General features: G+C 70.6%; 19 protein-coding genes. 7 read left to right on the forward strand and 12 right to left on the reverse strand.

All coding sequences use genetic code 11. From position 1 onward, the window contains the following. Nucleotides 1–28: 28 nt before the first annotated feature. Genes ACQUQF_RS10210 through ACQUQF_RS10220 form a run of 3 tightly spaced genes read right to left on the reverse strand, consistent with a single transcriptional unit; the run spans nt 29 to nt 2,843 of the window. Nucleotides 29–394, reverse strand: coding sequence for a Zn-ribbon domain-containing OB-fold protein (locus ACQUQF_RS10210; RefSeq protein WP_435178393.1), 366 nt, complete (start codon nt 392–394; stop codon nt 29–31). 1 nt (nt 395) lies between these two features. Next, nucleotides 396–1,553, reverse strand: coding sequence for a thiolase C-terminal domain-containing protein (locus ACQUQF_RS10215; protein ID WP_435178395.1), 1,158 nt, complete (start codon nt 1,551–1,553; stop codon nt 396–398). 57 nt (nt 1,554–1,610) lie between these two features. Next, nucleotides 1,611–2,843: a cation:proton antiporter domain-containing protein gene (locus ACQUQF_RS10220; protein WP_435178397.1), complete on the reverse strand. Its 1,233-nt coding sequence runs from the start codon at nt 2,841–2,843 to the stop codon at nt 1,611–1,613. Nucleotides 2,844–3,039: 196 nt separating this feature from the next. Here ACQUQF_RS10220 and yciH point away from each other — a divergent pair, with 196 nt between their 5' ends. Next, a complete protein-coding gene (gene yciH, locus ACQUQF_RS10225) occupies nt 3,040–3,345 on the forward strand; it encodes a stress response translation initiation inhibitor YciH (protein WP_435178399.1) in 306 nt (101 codons plus the stop codon). Here the strand turns inward: yciH and ACQUQF_RS10230 are convergent. The 5 genes from ACQUQF_RS10230 to ACQUQF_RS10250 form a co-directional block, all read right to left on the reverse strand. After that, entirely contained in the window at nt 3,277–3,981 is a 705-nt protein-coding gene (locus ACQUQF_RS10230) for a hypothetical protein (protein WP_435178401.1), read from the reverse strand. The genes yciH and ACQUQF_RS10230 overlap by 69 nt on opposite strands. Before the next feature lie 81 nt (nt 3,982–4,062). Then, entirely contained in the window at nt 4,063–5,232 is a 1,170-nt protein-coding gene (locus ACQUQF_RS10235; protein WP_435178403.1) for a sensor histidine kinase, read from the reverse strand. 150 nt (nt 5,233–5,382) lie between these two features. Then, nucleotides 5,383–7,020, reverse strand: a complete 1,638-nt coding sequence (locus ACQUQF_RS10240) for an acyl-CoA synthetase (RefSeq protein WP_435178405.1) — start codon at nt 7,018–7,020, stop codon at nt 5,383–5,385. A gap of 160 nt (nt 7,021–7,180) precedes the next feature. Then, complete coding sequence (locus ACQUQF_RS10245) at nt 7,181–7,360, reverse strand: hypothetical protein (protein WP_435178407.1); 180 nt, start codon at nt 7,358–7,360, stop codon at nt 7,181–7,183. Between the two features lie 83 nt (nt 7,361–7,443). Beyond that, the gene (locus ACQUQF_RS10250) at nt 7,444–7,620 is read right to left on the reverse strand and encodes a hypothetical protein (protein ID WP_435178409.1); all 177 of its coding nucleotides are present in this window, start codon (nt 7,618–7,620) and stop codon (nt 7,444–7,446) included. A 182-nt stretch (nt 7,621–7,802) separates the two neighbouring features. On the opposite strand from ACQUQF_RS10250, the gene ACQUQF_RS10255 reads away from it, so the two are divergent. The 6 genes from ACQUQF_RS10255 to ACQUQF_RS10280 are packed head-to-tail and all read left to right on the forward strand — an operon-like array spanning nt 7,803 to nt 15,393. Then, nucleotides 7,803–8,966: an alpha-1 4-glucan-protein synthase gene (locus ACQUQF_RS10255; RefSeq protein WP_435178411.1), complete on the forward strand. Its 1,164-nt coding sequence runs from the start codon at nt 7,803–7,805 to the stop codon at nt 8,964–8,966. A 52-nt stretch (nt 8,967–9,018) separates the two neighbouring features. Further along, complete coding sequence (locus ACQUQF_RS10260) at nt 9,019–10,191, forward strand: extracellular solute-binding protein (protein ID WP_435178413.1); 1,173 nt, start codon at nt 9,019–9,021, stop codon at nt 10,189–10,191. A 1-nt stretch (nt 10,192) separates the two neighbouring features. After that, a complete protein-coding gene (locus ACQUQF_RS10265; protein WP_435178415.1) occupies nt 10,193–11,845 on the forward strand; it encodes an ABC transporter permease in 1,653 nt (550 codons plus the stop codon). Continuing rightward, the gene (locus tag ACQUQF_RS10270) at nt 11,838–13,055 is read left to right on the forward strand and encodes an ABC transporter ATP-binding protein (RefSeq protein WP_435178417.1); all 1,218 of its coding nucleotides are present in this window, start codon (nt 11,838–11,840) and stop codon (nt 13,053–13,055) included. Before ACQUQF_RS10265 ends, ACQUQF_RS10270 begins: the two co-directional genes overlap by 8 nt. 5 nt (nt 13,056–13,060) lie before the next feature. Then, nucleotides 13,061–15,238 (forward strand): ArnT family glycosyltransferase, encoded by a 2,178-nt coding sequence (locus ACQUQF_RS10275; RefSeq protein ID WP_435178419.1) that lies wholly within the window; start codon nt 13,061–13,063, stop codon nt 15,236–15,238. 23 nt (nt 15,239–15,261) lie between these two features. After that, the gene (locus ACQUQF_RS10280; protein ID WP_435178421.1) at nt 15,262–15,393 is read left to right on the forward strand and encodes a hypothetical protein; all 132 of its coding nucleotides are present in this window, start codon (nt 15,262–15,264) and stop codon (nt 15,391–15,393) included. Between the two features lie 164 nt (nt 15,394–15,557). Here the strand turns inward: ACQUQF_RS10280 and ACQUQF_RS10285 are convergent, their stop codons facing one another. From ACQUQF_RS10285 to ACQUQF_RS10300, 4 genes are all read right to left on the reverse strand, one after another. Further along, the gene (locus tag ACQUQF_RS10285; protein WP_435178422.1) at nt 15,558–16,499 is read right to left on the reverse strand and encodes a ring-cleaving dioxygenase; all 942 of its coding nucleotides are present in this window, start codon (nt 16,497–16,499) and stop codon (nt 15,558–15,560) included. A 96-nt stretch (nt 16,500–16,595) separates the two neighbouring features. Beyond that, nucleotides 16,596–17,327 (reverse strand): dolichyl-phosphate hexose transferase, encoded by a 732-nt coding sequence (locus ACQUQF_RS10290; RefSeq protein WP_435178424.1) that lies wholly within the window; start codon nt 17,325–17,327, stop codon nt 16,596–16,598. A gap of 77 nt (nt 17,328–17,404) precedes the next feature. Continuing rightward, nucleotides 17,405–19,144: a cbb3-type cytochrome c oxidase subunit I gene (locus ACQUQF_RS10295; protein ID WP_435179516.1), complete on the reverse strand. Its 1,740-nt coding sequence runs from the start codon at nt 19,142–19,144 to the stop codon at nt 17,405–17,407. Nucleotides 19,145–19,267: 123 nt separating this feature from the next. Then, nucleotides 19,268–19,744 (reverse strand): DUF6789 family protein, encoded by a 477-nt coding sequence (locus tag ACQUQF_RS10300; RefSeq protein ID WP_435178426.1) that lies wholly within the window; start codon nt 19,742–19,744, stop codon nt 19,268–19,270. Nucleotides 19,745–19,861 lie beyond the last annotated feature (117 nt).

Below are 19,861 nucleotides of genomic sequence, written 5' to 3' on the forward strand. Positions count from 1 at the left end.
CTGCTGGGTCGCTCGTCTAGACGTTCCCTTAGGCCGATTCGAACCGATACCCGTCCCACTCCTGGCTCTCGGCCTCCCGGATGCCGGCGTCGGGGTCGCGCAGTTCCTCGGCGTACACCGGCCGGACCTCGTCGCCGATCTCGACCTCGGTGTCCTCGGTCAGCTGGCCGATAGCGCGGACCGACTCACCCGCTACCGTGAACTCCACGATGGCCAGCGAGTTTGGCTGGCGGACGCCCGGCGGGGTCGCGGTGCTGGTCGTCCAGGTCACGACCTCGGCGGTCTCGTCGCTCAGGTCGACGGTCTCGGTCTGTTCCTCGCCGCACTCCGGGCAGAGCTCGTGGCCCGGGTAGGTCAGGTGGCCGTTCGGACAGCGGTGTGCGTCCAGGGTCATCTCAGGGTTCCTCCAGGATGGTGGTGGTCACGCAGTTGCCGAACCCGCCGACGTTGCAGGCCAGGCCGACCTCGGCCTCGACCTGGCGGTCGCCGGCCTCGCCGAGCAACTGCTTGTGTATCTCGTATGCCTGTGCCACGCCGCTCGCGCCGAGGGGGTGGCCCTTCGACTTCAGGCCGCCCGAGGTGTTGATGGGCAGCTCGCCGTCGCGGTCGGTGACGCCCTCCTCGACGGCCTTCCAGCCCTCGCCCTGCTCGAAGAAGCCGACCGCCTCGCTCTGGAGGAACTCCAGGATGGTGAACATGTCGTGGAGCTCCGCCACGTCGACGTCCTCGGGGCCCAGGCCGGCCATCTCGTAGGCCGTCTCGGAGCTCTCGACCGCGCCGCCCATCACCGTCGGGTCGTCGCGCTCGTGGACGACGTGGGTGTCGGTCGCGCCGCCGATGCCCGAGACGACGGTGTACTCGTCCTCGGGGACGTACTCCTCGGCCACCGACTCCGGGCAGAACAGCAGGCCCGCGCTCCCGTCGGTGATGGGACAGAAGTCGTAAAGCCGGAGGGGGTCGGCCACGATGGGCGACTCCATCACGGTCTCCAGATCGACCTCCTTCCGGAACTGGGCGTGGGGGTTGTCCAGCCCGTTCCTGTGGTTCTTCACCGCGACCTTCGCCAGGCTCTCGCGGGGCGCGTCGTACTCGTGGAGGTACTTGCGCGCGGTGAGCCCCGCGAAGCTCGGCAGCGTCACGCCGTGCTTGTACTCGACCGGGTGGGTGAGCGAGGCGATGACGTCGGTCGCCTCGGCGGTCGTCTTGTGGGTCATCTTCTCGCCGCCGACGAGCAGGGTCAGCTCCGACGCCCCGGAGGCGACCGACTGCCACGCGGCGTAGATGCCCGCCCCGCCGGAGGCGGAGGTCTGGTCGACGCGCTGGGTGTAGGCCGGCATGGCGCCGAGGTCGTGGGCCAGGGCGTTCGGCGCGCCGGTCTGGCCCTCGAACTCGCCGCTGGCCATGTTCGAGACGTACAGGTGGTCGAGGTCGTCGGGCGCGACCCCGGCGTCGGCGAGGCACTCGCGGCCGGCCTGCGCGAGCAGGTCCCGGAGCCACGCGTCGCGCTCGCCGAACCGGGTCATCGACGCCCCGATGATGGCTACGCGGTCCATACCCGTCAGATGGCGGAGAAGGGGTTTATAGTTCGGGGATGGCGGTTCGGTCGGCCGCTACCGTCGCTCCGCCGGATCGGGTGGCAGCCGTTTGCTCAGCGGCGTCGCCGTCAGGCCGTGAGCGACCAGCGAGGCGACGATCAGCAGCGACGCGATCGACCAGATCCGGCGCGACCCCGTCCGCTGCACGGCGAGCATCGCGTAGAACAGGGTCGAGACCCCGATCGGGCCGAACCAGGCCGCGAAGCCGACGTCCTTCCGCGTCTGCAGCGGGTGGAGCCACCGCGCGAGCGCCACCACGACCGGCGGTCGGCGGACGACCAGCACGAGGACCGCCAGCAGGAGGCCGCGCCAGCCGAGGGCCGCCCACCCGGCCCAGGGGATCGCGACGCCGACCAGCACGAACGTCGGGAGGACGAAGAACTTCGTCATCGCCTTCTGGACGTTCCGCTCCGTCGACGGCTGCTGCCTGCCGGGGGCCATCCGGTAGGCGATCCCCGCCACGAACGACGCCAATATGGCGTCCACAGTCAGCAGTCGGGCCCCGCCCAGTACCGCGAAGGTGAGCGCGAGCGTGTAGGCGACGAACCCCTGCCGTTCGACGACGTTGCCCAGGTCGGCCCACTGGAACAGCCCCGCGGCCGCGTATCCGAGCGTCGCCCCGAGGACGATCGCACCGCCGACCTGCCACCCGACGACGTAGGTGATCCAGCGCGAGAGCGCCTCGCTCGTCGGCCGAGCGAGCACCAGTATCGGGAGGAGGACCAGCGGGTACACCGCGCCGTCGTTGGCACCCGACTCCGCCGAGATGAAGTGCCGGAGCCGTCCCGGGATGTTCCGCTTGGCGACCGGTCCGGTGACGATGGTCGTGGCGACGATGGGGTCGGTCGACGTGACGGTCGCGCCGACGAGCATCGCCACCCAGAACGAGACGCCCAGCAGGCTCCAGACGAGCAGGCCGCTGACCAGTCCCATCAGCACCATGCCGGCACCGAGGATGACGGCGAGCGACCGCCAGTGCTCGACCGGGTACCCCCGCGGCAGTCGCAGGGCCACGCCCATGTCCGCGACGGCGAGCGTCACCCGCGAGACCTGGGTGAGCACGCGGGGCGAGTCCGCCGCTGGTGGGAGGTTCAGCAGCTGCAGCCCCGCCGGTCCGGCCGCGATGCCGAGCGCGAGCGCCGTCAGCGGTTCCGTGAGATACCACTTCTCCTGGAACCACTTCTGGAACAGACCGAGCAGCAGGACGAGCACGCCCGCGACGAACAGCCAGCGGTACAGGGCCGACATAGTCGCGTCCGTATCACAACGCCTCTCCGCCGTTCAACGTTGTGGGCGTGACGCCGGCTGTCGACCGGCGCGGCACGCCTCGACCGGCGATCACCGTGTCCTCCGGTCCGCGTCGGTGCTCGTTGCGACCACCCGCGAGCGACGACGGGCACCGTCCCGCCGAAACCTCAAGAGTGCCCAGCCCCTAACCGGACCCATGGGGGATGGCAAAGACATCAGCGACGTGTCCGGGCTCCCGGACGAACTCGGCATCGACGAGGACCTCGGCCGGGCCGAGCAGCGGCTCTCGATCCGGGTCGACGAGCGCACCTACGGCAAGGCCATGACCGTCGTCGAGGGGTTCGACGAGTCGTCGGTCGACGTGGGCGACCTCGCCTCGACGCTCAAGAGCCGGCTCGCGACCGGCGGCACCGTCGACGAGGGGCGCATCGAGCTACAGGGGGACCACCGCGAGCGCGTCGCCGAGATTCTTCGCGACGAGGGGTTCCAGGTGGAGGAGTAGCCCCGGGTCGCCCGGCGGTCGGACGCCCGACGCGAGCGGCGCGTCGACGGGGAGCCGGACCGCCGGGAGTCGTAGTTCGGGCAATGCTCGACCGGTCACGGGGAGCCGGACGTCCGGCAGCAGTCGCTCCTCCCCGGGCAGTTGCACGCCCGAAGGGACAACTCGCGGTAGCTCGACGTCCTGGGGAATCTCCTTCGGGAACCGCACGCCCTCCGGGATGTAGGGGTCCGAGACGTACGGGTGGAGGTACTGGGCCCAGAGCGCGTCCATCGGCGTCCACCAGCCGAACGCGTGGCTGAGCGCGTCGTCCCACGCCAGGAACAGGCCGGCGAGCAACACGCCCCGTGAGCCGAGTCCGTACCGCCACCAGAACGGCCGCAGCAGCGCTACCACCGTCGCGACCGCGAGCAGAACCAGTACGCCGGCGGCGCCCACCGCCGGGTAGTAGGGCCAGGTCAGCGCGAACGAGAACACCGACAGCAGCGTGAGCCCCGCCACGCCCCACGGCGCCGCCTCGGCCTCGGGGTCGCGGGCCATCCAACAGACTAGCAGTATCAGCACCACCCCCAGATAGAAGTGGTGGGGCGCGAACACCGCCCCGTCTGGCTCCGCCTCCGCCGGGAAGATACCGACCACACGACAGCTACCACGGATTGAAATATAAATCTCGGGGCAGATTTGACTTCGGTGCCGCACCCGGCACCGCCGAGTTATCACTCAATTTCTAACACTTACACGTTCGGCGGAGTCCGTGCCGTCGGACGGCGGCTCGGCCGCCGGCAGTTCGACGGTGAACCGGCTCCCGTCGGGGCCGGTCTCGGCCAGGTCGACCGCGCCGCCGTAGCGCTCGACCAGGGTCCGGACGAGGTAGAGTCCGAGGCCGTGGGAACCGCCGGTGTTGTCGCTGCGGTCGAAGAGCGTCCCGCGCTCGTCCTCGGGCACACCCGGCCCGTTGTCGTCGACGTGGACGGTCACCGTCTCGGCGCCGCGCTCGACGGTCACCTCGACGCGGGGCCGGTCGCCGTCGTTGTGCTCGACCGCGTTCCGGAGCAGGTTCGAGAACACCCGGGGGAGCAGGTCGTCCGCTCGCACGAACACGTCGTCCGGCATCGTGGCGTCGACGGTCACCGAGTCGGCCACGTCGTCGAGCCGTTCGAGCTCGTCTCCGAGCACGGCGGTCAGGTCCCGGGGCTCCAGCCGGTCGGCCTCGTTCGCCGACTCGATCAGCACCTGGACGTCCCGAATGACCTGGGTCATGTCCTCGCCCTGGCGACGGATGCGTTCGAGGTGGTCGCCGGCCTCGTCGTCGACGTCGCCGTCTTCGAGCAGGAGCTCCGCGTACCCGGTGATGACGTTGGCGCTGTTCAGCACCTCGTGGCGGAGCAGCCCGTTGAGGTAGTCGAGCCACCGCTGCTGGTTCTCGGCGGCCTCGGCCCGTATCGCGGCCCGCTGGGCGGCGAGCTCGCGCTGGATCGCCCGGGCCTCGACGAACCCGATCAGGAACCCGGTCGTCGCTCCGACGTTGGCGGCCCAGCGCGCCCACGAGACCACGAACGAGAGCTTCCCCGGCGGCCATGCCCAGATGATCAGCAGGTTGATCGCCAGGAAGAAGACCAGCCCGCCGGCGGCCCACTTGACGATACGGGGGTACCGGTCCCGGGAGAGGTCGCTCCCGTCAAGCAGGTATCGCCCGCAGAGCAGGGGGACGATGAAGACGACCGAGACGACCAGTCCGACGAGGAACCCCGTCGAGAGCACCGTCTGTCCCCGGTAGAGCACGACCTGCTCGGCGACGTAGAGCCCGGCGAACACGACGCCGAGTCCCGAGAGCAGCGTCGGGCCGCGTTCCTCGCCGAGGCGCAGCGGTCGGTTCGAGTCCCAGGCCATAGACACGAACTCAGACTCGTCCGTTATAATTACCGCCCCTGGTTCTCGGCGATGAGAACCGTGCATCCTTGCGATATCAGGGCCGCCGAGTCCAACGTGATGTGTCCGTCCGGTTCGGGGTCCGCCGGAGCGCCGCGCCGGGACCGACCGTCACTCGCCGAACTTCGCCTGCTCCTGCTCGCGCAGCTCGATCCGGCGGATCTTCCCGCTGGACGTGGTCGGGAGCTCGTCGACGTACTCGATGCGGCGCGGGTACTTGTACGGGGCCGTCTCCTCCTTCATGTACGCCTGGAGCTCCTCGGTCAGCTCCGCGCCGCCCTCGTAGCCGTCGGCGAGCACAATGTACGCCTTCACGACGTTGCCCCGCTCCTCGTGTGGGCTGGCGACCGCCGCGGCCTCCGCGACCGCGTCGTGGCCGACCAGCGCGTCCTCGACCTCGAACGGGCCGATGCGGTAGCCCGACGAGATGATGATGTCGTCGGCCCGGCCCTCGAAGAAGAAGTAGCCGTCCTCGTCCTTCCGGGCGAGGTCGCCGGTCCGGTAGTAGTCGCCGTGGAACGTCTCCTCGTCGAGGTCGGGCTTCTCGTAGTAGCCGTCGAAGATGGCGGGGCTGTCGACCGGGACGCCGATCTCGCCGGTCTCGCCCGGGCCGACCGCCGCCTCGTCCTGGGTGTCGAGCAGCGTGACGTCGATGCCCGGCACGGGCTTGCCCATGCTGCCGGGCTTGACGTCGATGCCGGGGTAGTTGGTCACCAGCGCGACCGTCTCGGTCTGGCCGTAGCCGTCCCGAGGCGTGACGCCGAACGCCTCGTCGAACTCCTGGATGGGCTCGCGGTTGAGCGGTTCGCCCGCCGAGACCGCCTCGGTCAGCGCGAGGTCGTAGTCCGCGAGGTCGTCGACCTGCGTGAACATCCGGTACTGGGTCGGGACGGCGCAGAGCCGCGTCACGCCCTCCTCGGCCATCAGGTCGAGGAACGTCTCGGCCTCGAACTCACCGTCGTAGATGAACTGGGGCGCGCCGGTCGTCAGCGCCACGCCGACCGGGCTCCAGAACCACTTGGCCCAGCCGGTGCCGGTGGTCGCCCACAGCAGTTCGTCGGAGAAGTCGGTGTCCCTCGTGACGCCCCACCAGTAGGGCGCGTTGATGAGCTCGAAGCACCGGAGCCACCGGTGGCGGTGGAGCACCGGCTTGGGCTGGCCGGTCGTCCCGCTGGTGTAGTTGATGGACATGGGGTCCTCGGCCGAGAGGTCGGGCCCGTCGTGGTCGGTCGACCGCCCGTCCATCAGGTCGCCGAAGGCGTGCCAGCCGTCGCCGTCGGGCTCGCCCGCCGCGTCCATCACGACGACCCGCTCCAGGGGCGTCTCGTCGAGTATCGGCTCGACCATGTCGGTCAGGCTCTCGTGGACGACGATCGTCTCGGCCTCGCAGTCGTTGGCCCGGAACGAGAGGTCCTTGGGCTTGAGCATGGCCGAGCAGGGGACCAGCAGCGCGCCGCGAGCGAGCGCGCCCAACTGGACCGCGAAGGCGTCGGGGTGGCGGGGGAACAGGTGCATCACGCGGTCGCCCTGGCCGACGCCGAGGTCGGACAGGGCGTTCGCGAACCGGTTCTTGTCGTCTCGGAGGTCGGCGTAGGTCCGCTCGGCCTCGGCGCCCTCGTCGTCGCGGAACCGAATCGCGAGCCGGTCGCCGAACGCGTCGGCGTGGTCCTCGATGACTGCGGGGAGGTTGTAGTCGTCGGGGATCGCCCACTCGAAGCTCTCGCGCTCGCGCTCGTAGTCGACGGACATACCTTAACCATCATTAGGCGGAGACTTGATTGTACCGCCGCTCCCGGAACCGCGGGCGGGTCGGCCGACGCCCGATGTGGACACCCGGCGCGACTCGAACCGCCCGGCCTCGGCAGTGTGGACCCGTGGCGCGACTCAGGCTGCCCGGCCCTACTGGGACTCAGACCGCTCGGCCCCGCCGCGAGAGGCCGACGAGCAGCGCCCCCGCCGCCAGCACGAGCACCGCCGCCGACAGCAACACCGTGGTGTACGCCAGGTCCAGCACCAGCGGCGCGAACAGGACGAGCGCCCCGAGGACGATGAGCCCGGCTCCGCCCCAGAGCTGCGTGTCGTCGTCCATGTCCCGCGTCTCACCGCGGAGGAACTTAGCTCCGGTTGCCGGCCCGGCACTTGGAAGGGCTCTGCGGGTCGCGGCTGTCTCGCTCACACCGGTCGTCCGTCCTCGGCGGTGCCGACGAGCACCGCCCCGGCCGCGAGTCCGAGGACCGATATCGCGCCCGCCTCGTGGGCGAAGGACAGGCCGAGCGCGACCGTCCCGGTCAGCAGGACGCCGGCCAGGACGAGCAGTGCGACGCCGACCGCGGTCTGTCTGTCGGTCATGACTGTACCGGCTGTACGCCGTCGCACCCCGTGAGTTCGATTCCGGAGATGTTCGGCGACGGACCGATATCCGGTGAAAGGGCCGTGTGAACTGTCTGCCCTCGGTTCCGGAGCGACCCTGCCGTCTGCCGGCGGCGGATAGACAACTTTTTAGGTTTGCCTAAATCATGGGTGGACAACGAATGACCACGAGCGAGGACATCTGCGTCGTCGTCCCGACGATACGGGAGTACGAGTGCGTGCGGGCCTACCTCCGGAACGCCCGCGACCACGGCTTCGACGTCGACCGACTCCACGTCCTGCTGGTCACCGAGGACTTCTGCGACACCGACGAGATGCGAGCGATGCTCGACGACGAGGGCGTCTCCGGCGCGGTGTTCGACGGGAGCCGCCGGGAGCGGTGGTACGACGACCGCGGCATCGAAGAGTACGCCCACCTCGTGCCCGCGGCGAGCCACGCCCAGACCAGCTTCGGGCTGCTGTACATCTGGGCCGAGGACTTCGACTACGGCGTCTTCATCGACGACGACACGCTGCCCCACGACGACGTCGACTTCTTCGGCCGCCACCTCGCGAACCTCGACTACGAGGGCGAGATCGAGGCGGTCTCCTCCGACGAGAACTGGGTGAACGTCCTCTACCAGAACTTCGAGGAGCACGGCCTCTACCCCCGCGGCTACCCCTACTCGGCGATGGACGAGACCGTCGAGACCGAGACCGTCGAGGTCTCGGACGTGGTGGCCTCCCAGGGGCTCTGGACCAACGTCCCGGACCTCGACGCGGTCCGCATCCTGATGGACGGCGACCTGCGGGGCCAGGCCCAGACCCGCACGACAGCGGCCGACTACGACGGCGACTTCGTGGCCGCGCCCGGCAACTACCTCACCGTCTGCTCGATGAACCTGGCGTTCCGTCGCGAGGTGGTCCCGGCGTTCTACCAGCTCCCGATGGACGACAACCGGTGGGACGTCGGCCGGTTCGACGACATCTGGTCGGGCGTGTTCCTCAAGCGAGCCTGCGACGTCCTCGGCAAGACCATCTACAACGGCGCGCCGCTGTGCGAGCACAACAAGGCGCCCCGCTCGACGTTCGGCGACCTCACCAACGAGGTGCACGGCCTCGAACTCAACGAGCACCTCTGGGAGCTCGTCGACGACGCGGGCGGCGACGCCGACTCCTACGCCGGCGTCTTCGAGGCGATGGGCCGCCGGCTCGCCGAGGGCGACTTCGAGCGGTACGAGAACGGCGCCTTCCTCAACTACGTCGGCGAGTACATGCTCGACTGGCTGGCGGCGCTCGACGAGCTCCGGTCGCTGGAGGCCGACCTCGCTCCGGCCGACGACTGAGGGAACAAACCAGTAGCTATAAGAGTTTTAGGCTGGCCTAATCTAATAAGCGATGACGTCCAGAGACACATCCTCTCGGCGCCGGTTCCTGGCGCTGAGTGCGGCCGCCGCGACGGGACTCGCGGGCTGTACCGGCGGGTCGAGCCAGCAGACCCAGACCACGACGACGAACGCGACGACGACCGGCTCGGGCAACGAGACCGGCGTCGAGCTGTTCCAGGGGTCGGGGACCCTCGCGGAGGACCGCCCCGAGCTCTCGGGGACGCGGATCGAGGACCTGCCCGCGCTCTCGGGCACGCTCAACGTCTACCTCGGCGGCGGCGAGGGCGGGCTCTACCGCAACCTGCTCGACCGGCTCCGACGGGTCTACCCCGATTTCAAGCCCAAGGTCCGGTCGGCGCCGACCGCCCAGCTCGCCAACACCATCGTCGAGGAGTCGCGGGGCGGGTCGAGCCCGGCCGACGTCTTCTGGGCGGTCGACGCCGGCTCGCTGGCCTACGTCGCCCAGAAGGGGCTGACCGCCAAGCTGCCGTCGAAGGTGACCGAGCCGGTCCCGGACAACTTCCACCCGAACGACCAGTGGGTCGGGGTCGCCGGTCGCGCTCGCAGCGTCCCGTACAACACCGAACAGTTCTCGGCCGAGGACATCCCGAACAAGGTGGCGAAGTTCACCCAGAACGCCGGCCTGAAGGGGTCGATGGGCTGGGCGCCGACCTACGGCGCGTTCCAGTCGTTCGTCACCGCGATGCGGCTCCTCCGGGGCGAGAAGCCCACCAAGCAGTGGCTCCGGGGGATGCTCAAGCAGAACGTCACCGAGTACCCCAACGAGTTCCTGGTCTCGAATGCGGTCGCCGACGGCGAAATCGGCGCCGGGTTCGCCAACCACTACTACGCCCTGCGGGTGAAGGCCGCCCGCCCGAACGCGCCCATCGACCTCGCGTTCACCAGCAACGACGCCGCCTCGCTCATCAACGTCAGCGGCGCCGAGATTCTGAAGGGCTCTAAGAAGCAGGAGCTGGCGGCAAACTTCATCGACCACCTGCTCACCGTCGAGGCACAGGAGTTCTTCGCGACGACGACGTTCGCCTACCCCATGATCCCGGGCGTCCCGCCGGTCGGCGGCCTGCCGTCCATCGACGAGCTCAACCCGCCCGAGCTCGACCTCCAGAAGCTCTCGAACCTCGAACCCACGCTGCGGCTGATGCGCGAGGTGGGCGTGCTCTGAGATGTCGGCCGCCGACCGCCTCCGGCGGGCCGGGCGCCGCGCGGGCCTCGGCACCGCCGACCGCGGCGACTCGCCCCCGGTGAGCGCGACCCTCGCGAGCGCCGCCGTCGCGGTCGCGGTGGTCTCGCCGGTGCTGTGGATACTGCTCCGGGCCGCCGACGTGGGCGTCGACTCCGCGGTCGCGCTGCTCGCCCGGCCGGCGATGGTCGACATCCTGCTCAACAGCGTCGCGCTCGTGGCGACCGTGACGGTCGCGTGCGTGCTGCTCGGCGTCCCGCTCGCGGTGCTGACCGTCCAGACCGACCTCCCGTTCCGGCGGTTCTGGACCGTCGTGCTCGCGCTCCCGCTCGTCGTGCCGAGCTACATCGGCGCGTTCGCGTTCGTCTCGGCGTTCGGCCCCCGGGGCGCGCTGGCCGACGCGCTCGCGCCGCTGGGCGTCGAGTCGATCCCGCAGATATACGGGTTCGGCGGCACCGCGCTGGTCCTCACGCTGTACGTCTACCCGTACGTCTTCCTGACGACCCGGGCCGCGCTGCTGTCGTTCGATGGGACGCTCGTCGAGGCGGCCCGCACCCTCAACCACTCGCGCCGGGCGGCGTTCCGGCGCGTCACGCTCCCCCAGATCGCCCCCGGCGTCGCGGCGGGCGCGCTGCTGGTCGCGCTCTACACCCTCTCGGACTTCGGGACCCCGTCCATCATGCACTTCGGCGTGTTCACCCGGGCCATCTACGTCGAGTTCAACACCTTCGGCCGGGACACCGCCGCGCTGCTGTCGCTCGAACTGCTGGCCGTCACGGCCGTCATCGTGGCGCTGGAGTCCCGCGTCGGCGGTCGGGACAGCGGGAGCTACGCCGGCGGGGGCCGGAGCGCGGCGCCGACGCCCCTCGGCGCGTGGAAGGTCCCCGCGCTCCTGTTCTGCGCGCTCGTCGCGGCGCTCGCGCTGGTCGTCCCCCTCGGCGTGCTGGCGATGTGGCTGGTGCGCAGCGGCCCCGGGTACGCCGGCGGCGGCTTCGCGTTCGAGTGGACCTACGGACTCAACTCGGCGTACGTCTCGGCGCTGGCCGCGGCGGTCGCCACGCTCGCGGCGGTCCCGGTCGCGTACCTCGCGGGCCGCTACCGGTCGTCGCTGACGTCGCTGTTCGACCGGGCGACGTACGTCGGCTACGCCACCCCCGGCATCGTGCTGGGCATCTCGCTGGTGTACTTCGGCTCGTCGTACGTCCCGGCGCTCTACCAGACCATCCCGCTGCTGGTGTTCGCCTACGTCGTCCGGTTCCTCCCGCAGGCGGTCGGGACCACCCGCTCGTCGGTGCTGCAGGTCGACGCCGAGCTCGTCGAGGCGGCCCGGACGCTCGGCCGCCCGCCCGGCGAGGCGTTCCGCCGGGTCACCCTGCCGCTCATCGCGCCCGGGGTGGTCGCGGGCGCGGCGCTGGTGTTCCTCACCACGATGAAGGAACTGCCCGCGACCCTGCTGCTGCGTCCGACAGGCTTTGAAACCCTGGTCACCTACATCTGGCGCGTCCAGGAGGCCGGCTACTACGGACAGGCCGCCGTGCCGGCGCTCGCGCTCGTGGGCGTCTCCGCGCTCTCGATGCTGGTGCTGCTCAGGCAGGACGGCGGCCTCGTCCGGCGCGAAGGAGGGACGGATGACTAGCGAACCCGTACACGACGACACCGAATCGATGGGGAGTACCGATTTCGACACCGCGACGGCGACCGCGTCGCGCCGCGACAGCGGCGAGTCCGGCGACCGCGGGACGGTGCTGGAACTCGACGGCGTGGTCAGGGAGTACGCCGCCGAGACCGCGGTCGACTCGCTGTCGCTGTCGGTCCGGTCGGGCGAACTGCTCACCCTGCTCGGCCCGTCGGGGTGCGGCAAGACCACCACCCTGCGGATGATGGCCGGGCTCGAACGCCCCGACGCCGGCGAGGTCCGGCTCGGCGGCGAGGTCGTCTCGGGCGAAGACCGCCACGTCGCCCCGGAGCACCGCGACGTCGGGCTGGTCTTCCAGGACTTCGCGCTGTTCCCCCACCTGACCGTGGCCGAGAACGTCGCGTTCGGGCTCGCCGACGTCGACGACGAGGAAACCGACCGGCGGGTGTCCGAGCTGCTCGACCTGGTGGACCTCGCGGGCCACCGCGACGCCACGCCCGATGAGCTGTCGGGCGGCCAGCAGCAGCGGGTCGCGCTGGCGCGGTCCCTCGCGCCCGAGCCCGACATCCTGCTGCTCGACGAGCCGTTCTCGAACCTCGACGTGCGGCTCCGCGTCGAGATGCGCGAGGAGGTCCGACGCATCCTCAAGGAGGCCGGCGTCACCGCGGTCTCGGTCACCCACGACCAGGAGGAGGCCCTCTCGATCTCCGACCGCGTGGCCGTGATGAACGACGGCCGGGTCGAGCAGATCGGCCGGCCCGAGCGCGTGTTCGAGCACCCCGAGTCGCGGTTCGTCGCCTCGTTCCTCGGCCAGGCCGGGTTCCTCTCGGCGTGGCACGAGGAGGGCTCTGTCGTCACGCCCATCGGCACCTTCGCGCCCCAGCGTCTCGACGGGCTGACCGACGACTACGCGGGCACCGACCTCGACGTGCTGGTCCGGCCCGACGACCTCCGGGCGACCGTCGTCGACGAGTCGGAGGCCGACGGCTACATCCGCCAGCGCCAGTACACCGGCCCGTCGTTCGTCTACCGGGTCGAGCTCGACAACGGCGACGTGGTCCACTGCCAGCACAACCACGCCGAGGAGCTCGACGTCGGCGAACCGGTCCGGGTGGAGCTCGACGCCGACCACACGCTGGCGTGGTACCCGCCCGAGGCGGACGGCGACGCCGAATCGCTGGCCGACCGGGTCTCGGGGTCGTCGGTCTGACCGCGATGGACCGCCGCCGCTTCCGACTGCTCGCCGGCGCGCTCGCGGTGCTCGCCGGCGCCGTCGTCTTCCTCGTCGCCGCCGAACTGTTCCCGTACCACACCGTCAACCACGACGAGGGGGTCTACCTCCAGCAGGCCGCGATGCTGCTGGACGGCCAGCTCTCGCTGTACCCGCCGGTCCCGGAGTCGCTGCGACCGTGGTTCTTCGTCCGGGACGGCGGGCGGCTCTACCCGAAGTACGCCCCGGTGCCGGCAGCGATGTTCGCGGTCGGGAAGCTACTCGGGGGGTTCCGGCTCTCGCTGGCGCTGATCGCCGCCGGGAACGTGGCGCTGACCGCGGCCGTCGCCAGCGAGGCGTTCGACCGCCGGACCGGCCTGCTGGCGGGCGCGCTGCTGCTGGCCTCCCCGCTGTTCCTGATCGACTCGTCGGTGTTCCTCCCGTACGCGCCGACGACGTTCTGGAACCTGCTGTTCGCGTTCGCGTACTTCAGGTCGGCGCGCGCCGAGGCCGAGGGGACGAGTAGACGCAGGACCCGCGGCTACGCGCTGCTGGCCGGCCTCGCCGTCGGCGCGGCGTTCTTCGCCCGGCCCTACACCGCGGTCCTGTTCGCGACTCCGTTCGTCGTCCACGCGCTGTACGCGCTGTGGACCGCCCCGTCCGCGGACCGCCTGACCCGGCTCTCGCTGACCGCGCTCGGCGGCCTGGCCGGCGTGGCGGCCGCGTTGGCCTACAACGCCGCGATGACGGGGTCGGCCCTGACGTTCCCCTACCAGGCGTTCGCGCCCGAGGACGGCCTGGGCTTCGGCCACCGCCAGCTGCTCGGCTACGAGCGGACCTACACCCCGGCGCTGGCGCTCCGGGCGAACGCGGAGGTGGTCCGGCTGCTGTTCACCGAGTGGGTGGTCGGCGGCCCGGTCGGGACGCTGCTCGCGGCGGTCGGGGTCGGGGCCTTCCTCCGACGCGTCGACCCGGACCGGACGCCCGACTTCACCGACGCCCAGGCCCGGGCGGTGCTGGCCGGGCTGTTCGTGACGGTGGTCGCGGGCAACGTCTACTTCTGGGGGAACCTCAACGTGCTCGGCGACCTGTCGGCGTCCGACGACGGGCTGGTCGCCACGCTCGGCCCGTACTACCACTTCGACCTGCTCGTGCCGACCGCCGCGTTCGCGGCCCGCGGTGCGCTCCTGACGCTCGAACGCGTGCGCTCGATCTCGGCCCGGGGGCTCGGCGACGACTCCGCCGGGAATCCCAATCGCGCTGACCGCGTGACTGTCGCCGTCGCGCTGGTCGGCGCGCTCCTGCTCGCGGCGGCGACCGCGGGCGTGCTCGGCCCGACCGTCGCGGAGAACGCCGACATCACCGCCGAGTACCGGCAGGCGTACCAGCCGTTCGAGGACCGCCAGCTCTCGGACGCGGTGGTGTTCCTGCCGACGCCGTACGGCGACTGGCTCAACCACCCGTTCCAGCACCTCCGGAACGACCCCGGCTTCGACGGCGAGACGGTGTACGCCGTCTCGGACGGACCGGACGACCTCGGCGTTGTCGCGGCGTACCCCAACCGGACGTACTACCGGTACGTCTACCGCGGCGAGTGGGCGCCCGCCTCCGGCGACCCTGTCGAGCCGGCGCTCCACCGCGTTCACGTCGTGCGGGGCGAGCGCGTGACTGCGAACGCGACGCTCGCGATTCCCGACTACGCAACCGACGTGTCGGCCCGGCTCTCGACCGGCGACGAGGCGGCCTACTACGCGTTCGAGGGCACGCCGTCGAACCTCTCGGTGTCGCTCCGCGTGGCGAACGGCACGGCCCGACTCGCCGGGTCGAACGTCACTCTAGTCGGCGAGAACGCGTCGGTCCCGGTCGCCCGCGAGGACACCGTCGTCGTCCAGGTGTTCGTGGGCCGGACCGCGGGCGGGTTCTCCTACCGGCTCGAACTGCCGGTCCGGCGGGCGAACGGGTCGGTCGCCGCGCTCTCGCCCGTCCGGGAGGTCTGCGTCGTCCCGGCCAACTGCAACGGCGCGGCCGCCTACGTGGCCGGCGCGGTGCCAGCGGAGTTGGGGATGGAGACGTCGCTCCGCGCGACGCCGTCGCCGGCCGCGGCGGAGCCGGCGGACGGGAACGCGACCGCTTCGACCGGTTCGCAGCGCCGCGGCGTCGCGCGCGTCGAAACCGGGAAGTGAGACTCCGGAGAACTCCCGCGCGGATGACGGAACTCGACCGGCTCGCCGATCCTGGCGACCTCGGCGCAGACGACGACGAGATCGAGGCCGCGACGTGGTTCGAGTCGGTGCCCGAGGAGTGCGAGCACGGCGACCTGGTGGCGCGACACCTCTGACTGCGGGGTTGGTCTCCCGTTTCGGCTGGTGGTCGTCGATTCGAGGCTCGGCCCCGGCGGGCTACTCGGACTGGCGGTCGCGCTCTCGACGGTTCTCGGGCGACCGCGCGGGGCGTCCGGCCGGTGTTCGTCCCGGCTTCGCACTTGAAGGTTCGGACGAGTCGCTACTCCGCCGATTCCGGCGTCGGCAGGTCCGCCAGCCCCGCCTCGATCTCGTCGCGGCGGTCCTCCAGCCACTCCGGGAGGACGAGGCGCTCGCCGAGCTCGTCGAGGTCCTCGTCGACCGTGTACCCCGGCGACTTGGTGGCCAGTTCGAAGAGGACGCCGCCCTGCGTCCGGGCGTACACCGACTTGAACCACTTCCGGTCGATGATCTCGGTCGGCCGGAGCCCGTGGTCCATCAGCACGTCGCGCCACGCCGCCTGGTCCTCGTCGGTGACCTGGAACGCGACGTGGTGGACGGTGCCCGCCCCGGGCTGGCCGCGCGCGGCCTGCGGGTCCTCCAGGACGTCGACGACGTACCCCAGGTCGCCCGACGCCTCGAACCGGCGGCGGGTGCGCTCGCGCTCGGTCTCGTCGAACCCCATCGCCTCCAGGAGGTCGGCGGTCGGTTCCGCGGACGCCAGCGAGAGCGTCACCCCGAAGAACCCGCGGATGGCGTGCTCCTCGGGCACCGGTCCCGTCGGCATGTTGCCCTCGGGGGCGTCCTCGAGCGCCACCAGTTCGAGCTGGAGGCCGTCGGGGTCCCGGAACGGGATCACGGTGTCGCCGAACCGCTCGCGGGGGTCGTCGGCGTCGACGCCCTCCTCGGCCAGGCGGTCGACCCAGTAGTCGACCGCGTCGGCCGGAATCAGGAACGCGGTCGTGGCGACCTGCCCGGTACCGATCCGACCCTGCCGGGCGCCCTCGTACGGGAAGAACGTCATGCTGGTCCCCGGCGAGCCGGAGTAGTCGCCGTAGAACAGGTGGTAGACCGACACGTCGTCCTGGTTCACGCTCCGCTTGACGAGCCGGAGGCCGAGCGTCCGGGTGTAGAACGAGAGGTTCTCGCCGGGGTCGCTGGCGATGGCCGTGACGTGGTGGATGCCGGGAATGTCGGCTGGCATACCCCGGGATACGGCGCTGGCCGGATTAACTCTGGGGGCGCCGCTCCGGGCGAGCGTCCCGCGGCGGGACGCGCCGCTCGCCATCCAGAGGGGCAGTCACCGCCGCCGTCGTTCCTCCAGCGCGACCTTCACGATGGACTTGGCGATGGCCGCGCCGCCGGCGAACGGGTCGAGCTTGGTCTCGCCGGCGCGCTCGTCGTACTCGATGGGAATCTCGCGGACGTCGTAGCCCCGCATCAGCGGGCGGATCAGCAGCTCCGCCGACAGTCCGGTGTTCTCGGTCCACGCGATGTCCTCGACCACCCCGCGGCGGTACGCCCGCATCCCGGTGGTGGTGTCCCGGACGCGTCGACCGGTCAGCAGGCTCGCGAGCGCGGCGAACGCGCGGTTCCCCCGGCGGTTGAGGTCCGGCATCGCCTCGGCGCCCCAGTAGAGCCGGTCGCCGCTCACCACGTCGTAGCCCCGGTTTATCCAGTCGAGGAACTCGGGGAGCTGCTCCATCGGGTAGGTGTCGTCGCAGTCGGTCGTCACGACCACCGGCCGGTCGGGGGTCAGCACCGCCTCCCGGACCGCAACGCCGTACCCCCGGGGCTCCTGCTCGATCACTCGGGCGCCCCGCTCGCGGGCGATCTCGGGCGTCCGGTCCGAGGACCCGTCGACGCAGACCACCTCGGCCCGGCCGTCGGTGACGCGCTCGATGTCGTCGAGCACCGTCCCCACCGCGGCCTCCTCGTTGTAGGTGCCCATCACGACGCTCACGTCGTCGAAGGTGTACCCGTCGGCGTCCGGCGGAGCGTCGGAACCGACGCGTGCGACGTCCGTGTTCATGCTGCTCGGCAGTTGTGTCGGGGCGTATTTGAACTTTTAGGTTCGCCAAAAAGGGGGTCGGTCGACCCCGGGCCGTCTCAGTCGTCGTCGCTCGACCCGCCCCGGCGCCGCTCGAGTCGGCGCTCGAACCACTGCCACTCGCGGCTGAACTGCCCGGTCTCCTTGAGGTTCCACACGTCGGCGTCCTCGACCGTCGGCCCGACCCGGAGCGACTGGAAGACGTTGTACACCCAGATGACGACCCCCGCGCCGATGGCGTACGCGCCGAGCGTCGAGACCTGGTTGAGCAGCGCGAACTCCGGCGGGTACTGGGCGTAGCGCCGGGGCAGCCCCTCGGCGCCGACGACCAGCATCGGGACGAACGCGACGAACCCGCCGACGACGGTGAGGACCGCCTGGGCCCGGGCCAGCCGCCGGTCGTACATCCGGCCGGTGAGCAGCGGGTACCAGTAGTAGCTGGCCGCGAACATGGTGAACGGGATGATGCCCATCAGGATGAGGTGGAAGTGGCCGACCACGTAGTAGGTCCCGTGGACGAGCAGGTCGACCGGGACCGACGCGAGGAAGACGCCCGTCACGCCGCCGACGACGAAGATGCCGATCCCCCCGAGCAGGAAGATGGCGGGCGCCGAGAACCGGATGCGGCTGTACCAGAGGGTCGCGATCCAGTTGAACACCTTGACCGCGCTCGGCACCGCGATGGCGATGGACACCGCCATGAAGCTCCCCCGGACGCGGGGGTCGATCCCCAGCGCGAACATGTGGTGGGCCCAGACGCCGAAGCTCAGGACACCGATGGCCAGCGTCGAGTAGACCAGGAACTTGAACCCGAACAGCCGGCGGCCGACGAGTCGGGGCAGCATGAAGCTTATCAGCCCGAACGCCGGGAGCACGATGATGTACACCTCGGGGTGGCCGAAGAACCAGAACAGGTGCTGGTACAGGATCGGCCCGCCGCCGGGGGTCGCGAAGAACGTGGTGGCGAAGTTGCGGTCCAGCAGCATCATGACCAGGACGCTGCCCAGGACCGGGAACGAGAACAGGATGAGCCCCGACATGGTCAGCAGCGCCCACGAGAGGATGTCGAGGTTCTCCCAGCCGACGTCGTCGCCGCGCTCGGTGAAGATGGTCGCGATGATGTTGATCGCCCCCATCGTCGTGGCGATGCCCGAGAGGTGCAGTCCCAGCAGGAACACGTCGACCTGGGGGTTCGTCACCTCGATCGACATCGGGGTGTACATCGTCCACCCGATGCCGGGCGGTTCGAGCGCGAACAGCGCCTCCACCACCACGCCGAAGGCCTCGAGGACCTTCGCCAGCACCTCGGTCACGAGACCGGCCCGGATGAACACGAGCGACGGGGGCAGCAGCCAGAACGCGATGGCGTTGATCCGGGGGAACGCCATGTCGTCGGCGTCGATCAGCAGCGGGACGAAGTAGTTGGCGATGCCCGTGAACACGGGCGTGACGAACAGGAACAGCATCGTGATGCCGTGGGTCGTGAACAGCTCGTTGTACGTCTCGACGTCCCACACGTCGGTCGGCGGCGTCACCAGTTCGGTCCGTATCATCATCGCGTCGACGCCGCCCCACAGCCCCGCCACGACGCCGAGCGCGATGTACAGGAGGCCGATGTCCTTGTGGTCGACGGTCGTGAGCCACCGGGAGAGCCCGAACGCCTTGCCGTAGCTCGACCCCCGGTCGGTGAGCAGGCCGCCGTCGGTCACGACCCGGTAGCCGCCGGCTCTGCGGAGCGCGAGTCCGGCGGCGACGAGCACGAGCGCGGCACCGAGAAGTCCCAGGAGATACGTCCACATGACGAGTCGCGGCAAGATTCAACTCCGACCTTTGTATCTCTACGGGCTACCGCCGATCGCCGCTCCCGAGGACGCGCCACGGGCTACGCTACCCGACCGACGGGCCGACCGACTCCGGGCCCGTCACCGGGGGTTCCGGGCCTCCCGGACCTCGGCCAGCGAGAAGTCGGGCCTGACGTGACCGTACACCGCGCCGAGGATGAACCCGTAGGCGAGGTGGCCGACCAGGGTCAGGCTGGCGTAGATCAGCAGGGTCGCGCCGGTCACGTCGCCGACGCCGGTGAGCATGAACAGCACCCAGAGCAGGGTCGCGAACGCCAGCCCGCGCCGGCCCGGGTCGGGGCCGCCCGGGACGTACTCCTCGGCGAGCACGAACAGCACGGGCCAGACGACCGCTCCGAACAGGACGAACACGAGGAAGCCCAGCGTGAGGTTGCCCGGCATCATGACGAACCGGGCGATACCGGCGAAGATGCCCACCTCGTACCGGGTCTCGACCTCCAGCAGCGCGAACGCGATCGACATCGCGGCCATCCCGGCGACGCCTCCCGCTATCGCGCCGAGGACCTGCCTGGTCGGGTTCTCGTCGTCGAGCGCCATCTCGGTTCGAGACACGTGGGCACGGGTAAAAACGCTGACCCCTCGCGCGCGGTGACGACGGGTGCCGCGACATCCGGGCAGGTTCCGCGACATCCGGGCCCGACATCCCGGAGAGCG

Origin of the sequence: Halorussus sp. AFM4, assembly GCF_051194995.1 — an archaeon.
In the GTDB taxonomy this organism is placed as follows: Archaea; Halobacteriota; Halobacteria; order Halobacteriales; family Haladaptataceae; genus Halorussus.

Excerpts from the sequence above, each read along its gene's own strand:
- ACQUQF_RS10210 (WP_435178393.1), bottom strand. The coding sequence starts at position 394 with ATGACCCTGGACGCACACCGCTGTCCGAACGGCCACCTGACCTACCCG.
- ACQUQF_RS10215 (WP_435178395.1), bottom strand. The coding sequence starts at position 1,553 with ATGGACCGCGTAGCCATCATCGGGGCGTCGATGACCCGGTTCGGCGAG.
- ACQUQF_RS10220 (WP_435178397.1), bottom strand. The coding sequence starts at position 2,843 with ATGTCGGCCCTGTACCGCTGGCTGTTCGTCGCGGGCGTGCTCGTCCTG.
- yciH (WP_435178399.1), top strand. The coding sequence starts at position 3,040 with ATGGGGGATGGCAAAGACATCAGCGACGTGTCCGGGCTCCCGGACGAA.
- ACQUQF_RS10235 (WP_435178403.1), bottom strand. The coding sequence starts at position 5,232 with ATGGCCTGGGACTCGAACCGACCGCTGCGCCTCGGCGAGGAACGCGGC.
- ACQUQF_RS10240 (WP_435178405.1), bottom strand. The coding sequence starts at position 7,020 with ATGTCCGTCGACTACGAGCGCGAGCGCGAGAGCTTCGAGTGGGCGATC.
- ACQUQF_RS10245 (WP_435178407.1), bottom strand. The coding sequence starts at position 7,360 with ATGGACGACGACACGCAGCTCTGGGGCGGAGCCGGGCTCATCGTCCTC.
- ACQUQF_RS10250 (WP_435178409.1), bottom strand. The coding sequence starts at position 7,620 with ATGACCGACAGACAGACCGCGGTCGGCGTCGCACTGCTCGTCCTGGCC.
- ACQUQF_RS10255 (WP_435178411.1), top strand. The coding sequence starts at position 7,803 with ATGACCACGAGCGAGGACATCTGCGTCGTCGTCCCGACGATACGGGAG.
- ACQUQF_RS10260 (WP_435178413.1), top strand. The coding sequence starts at position 9,019 with ATGACGTCCAGAGACACATCCTCTCGGCGCCGGTTCCTGGCGCTGAGT.
- ACQUQF_RS10265 (WP_435178415.1), top strand. The coding sequence starts at position 10,193 with ATGTCGGCCGCCGACCGCCTCCGGCGGGCCGGGCGCCGCGCGGGCCTC.
- ACQUQF_RS10270 (WP_435178417.1), top strand. The coding sequence starts at position 11,838 with ATGACTAGCGAACCCGTACACGACGACACCGAATCGATGGGGAGTACC.
- ACQUQF_RS10275 (WP_435178419.1), top strand. The coding sequence starts at position 13,061 with ATGGACCGCCGCCGCTTCCGACTGCTCGCCGGCGCGCTCGCGGTGCTC.
- ACQUQF_RS10280 (WP_435178421.1), top strand. The coding sequence starts at position 15,262 with ATGACGGAACTCGACCGGCTCGCCGATCCTGGCGACCTCGGCGCAGAC.
- ACQUQF_RS10285 (WP_435178422.1), bottom strand. The coding sequence starts at position 16,499 with ATGCCAGCCGACATTCCCGGCATCCACCACGTCACGGCCATCGCCAGC.
- ACQUQF_RS10290 (WP_435178424.1), bottom strand. The coding sequence starts at position 17,327 with ATGAACACGGACGTCGCACGCGTCGGTTCCGACGCTCCGCCGGACGCC.
- ACQUQF_RS10295 (WP_435179516.1), bottom strand. The coding sequence starts at position 19,144 with ATGTGGACGTATCTCCTGGGACTTCTCGGTGCCGCGCTCGTGCTCGTC.
- ACQUQF_RS10300 (WP_435178426.1), bottom strand. The coding sequence starts at position 19,744 with ATGGCGCTCGACGACGAGAACCCGACCAGGCAGGTCCTCGGCGCGATA.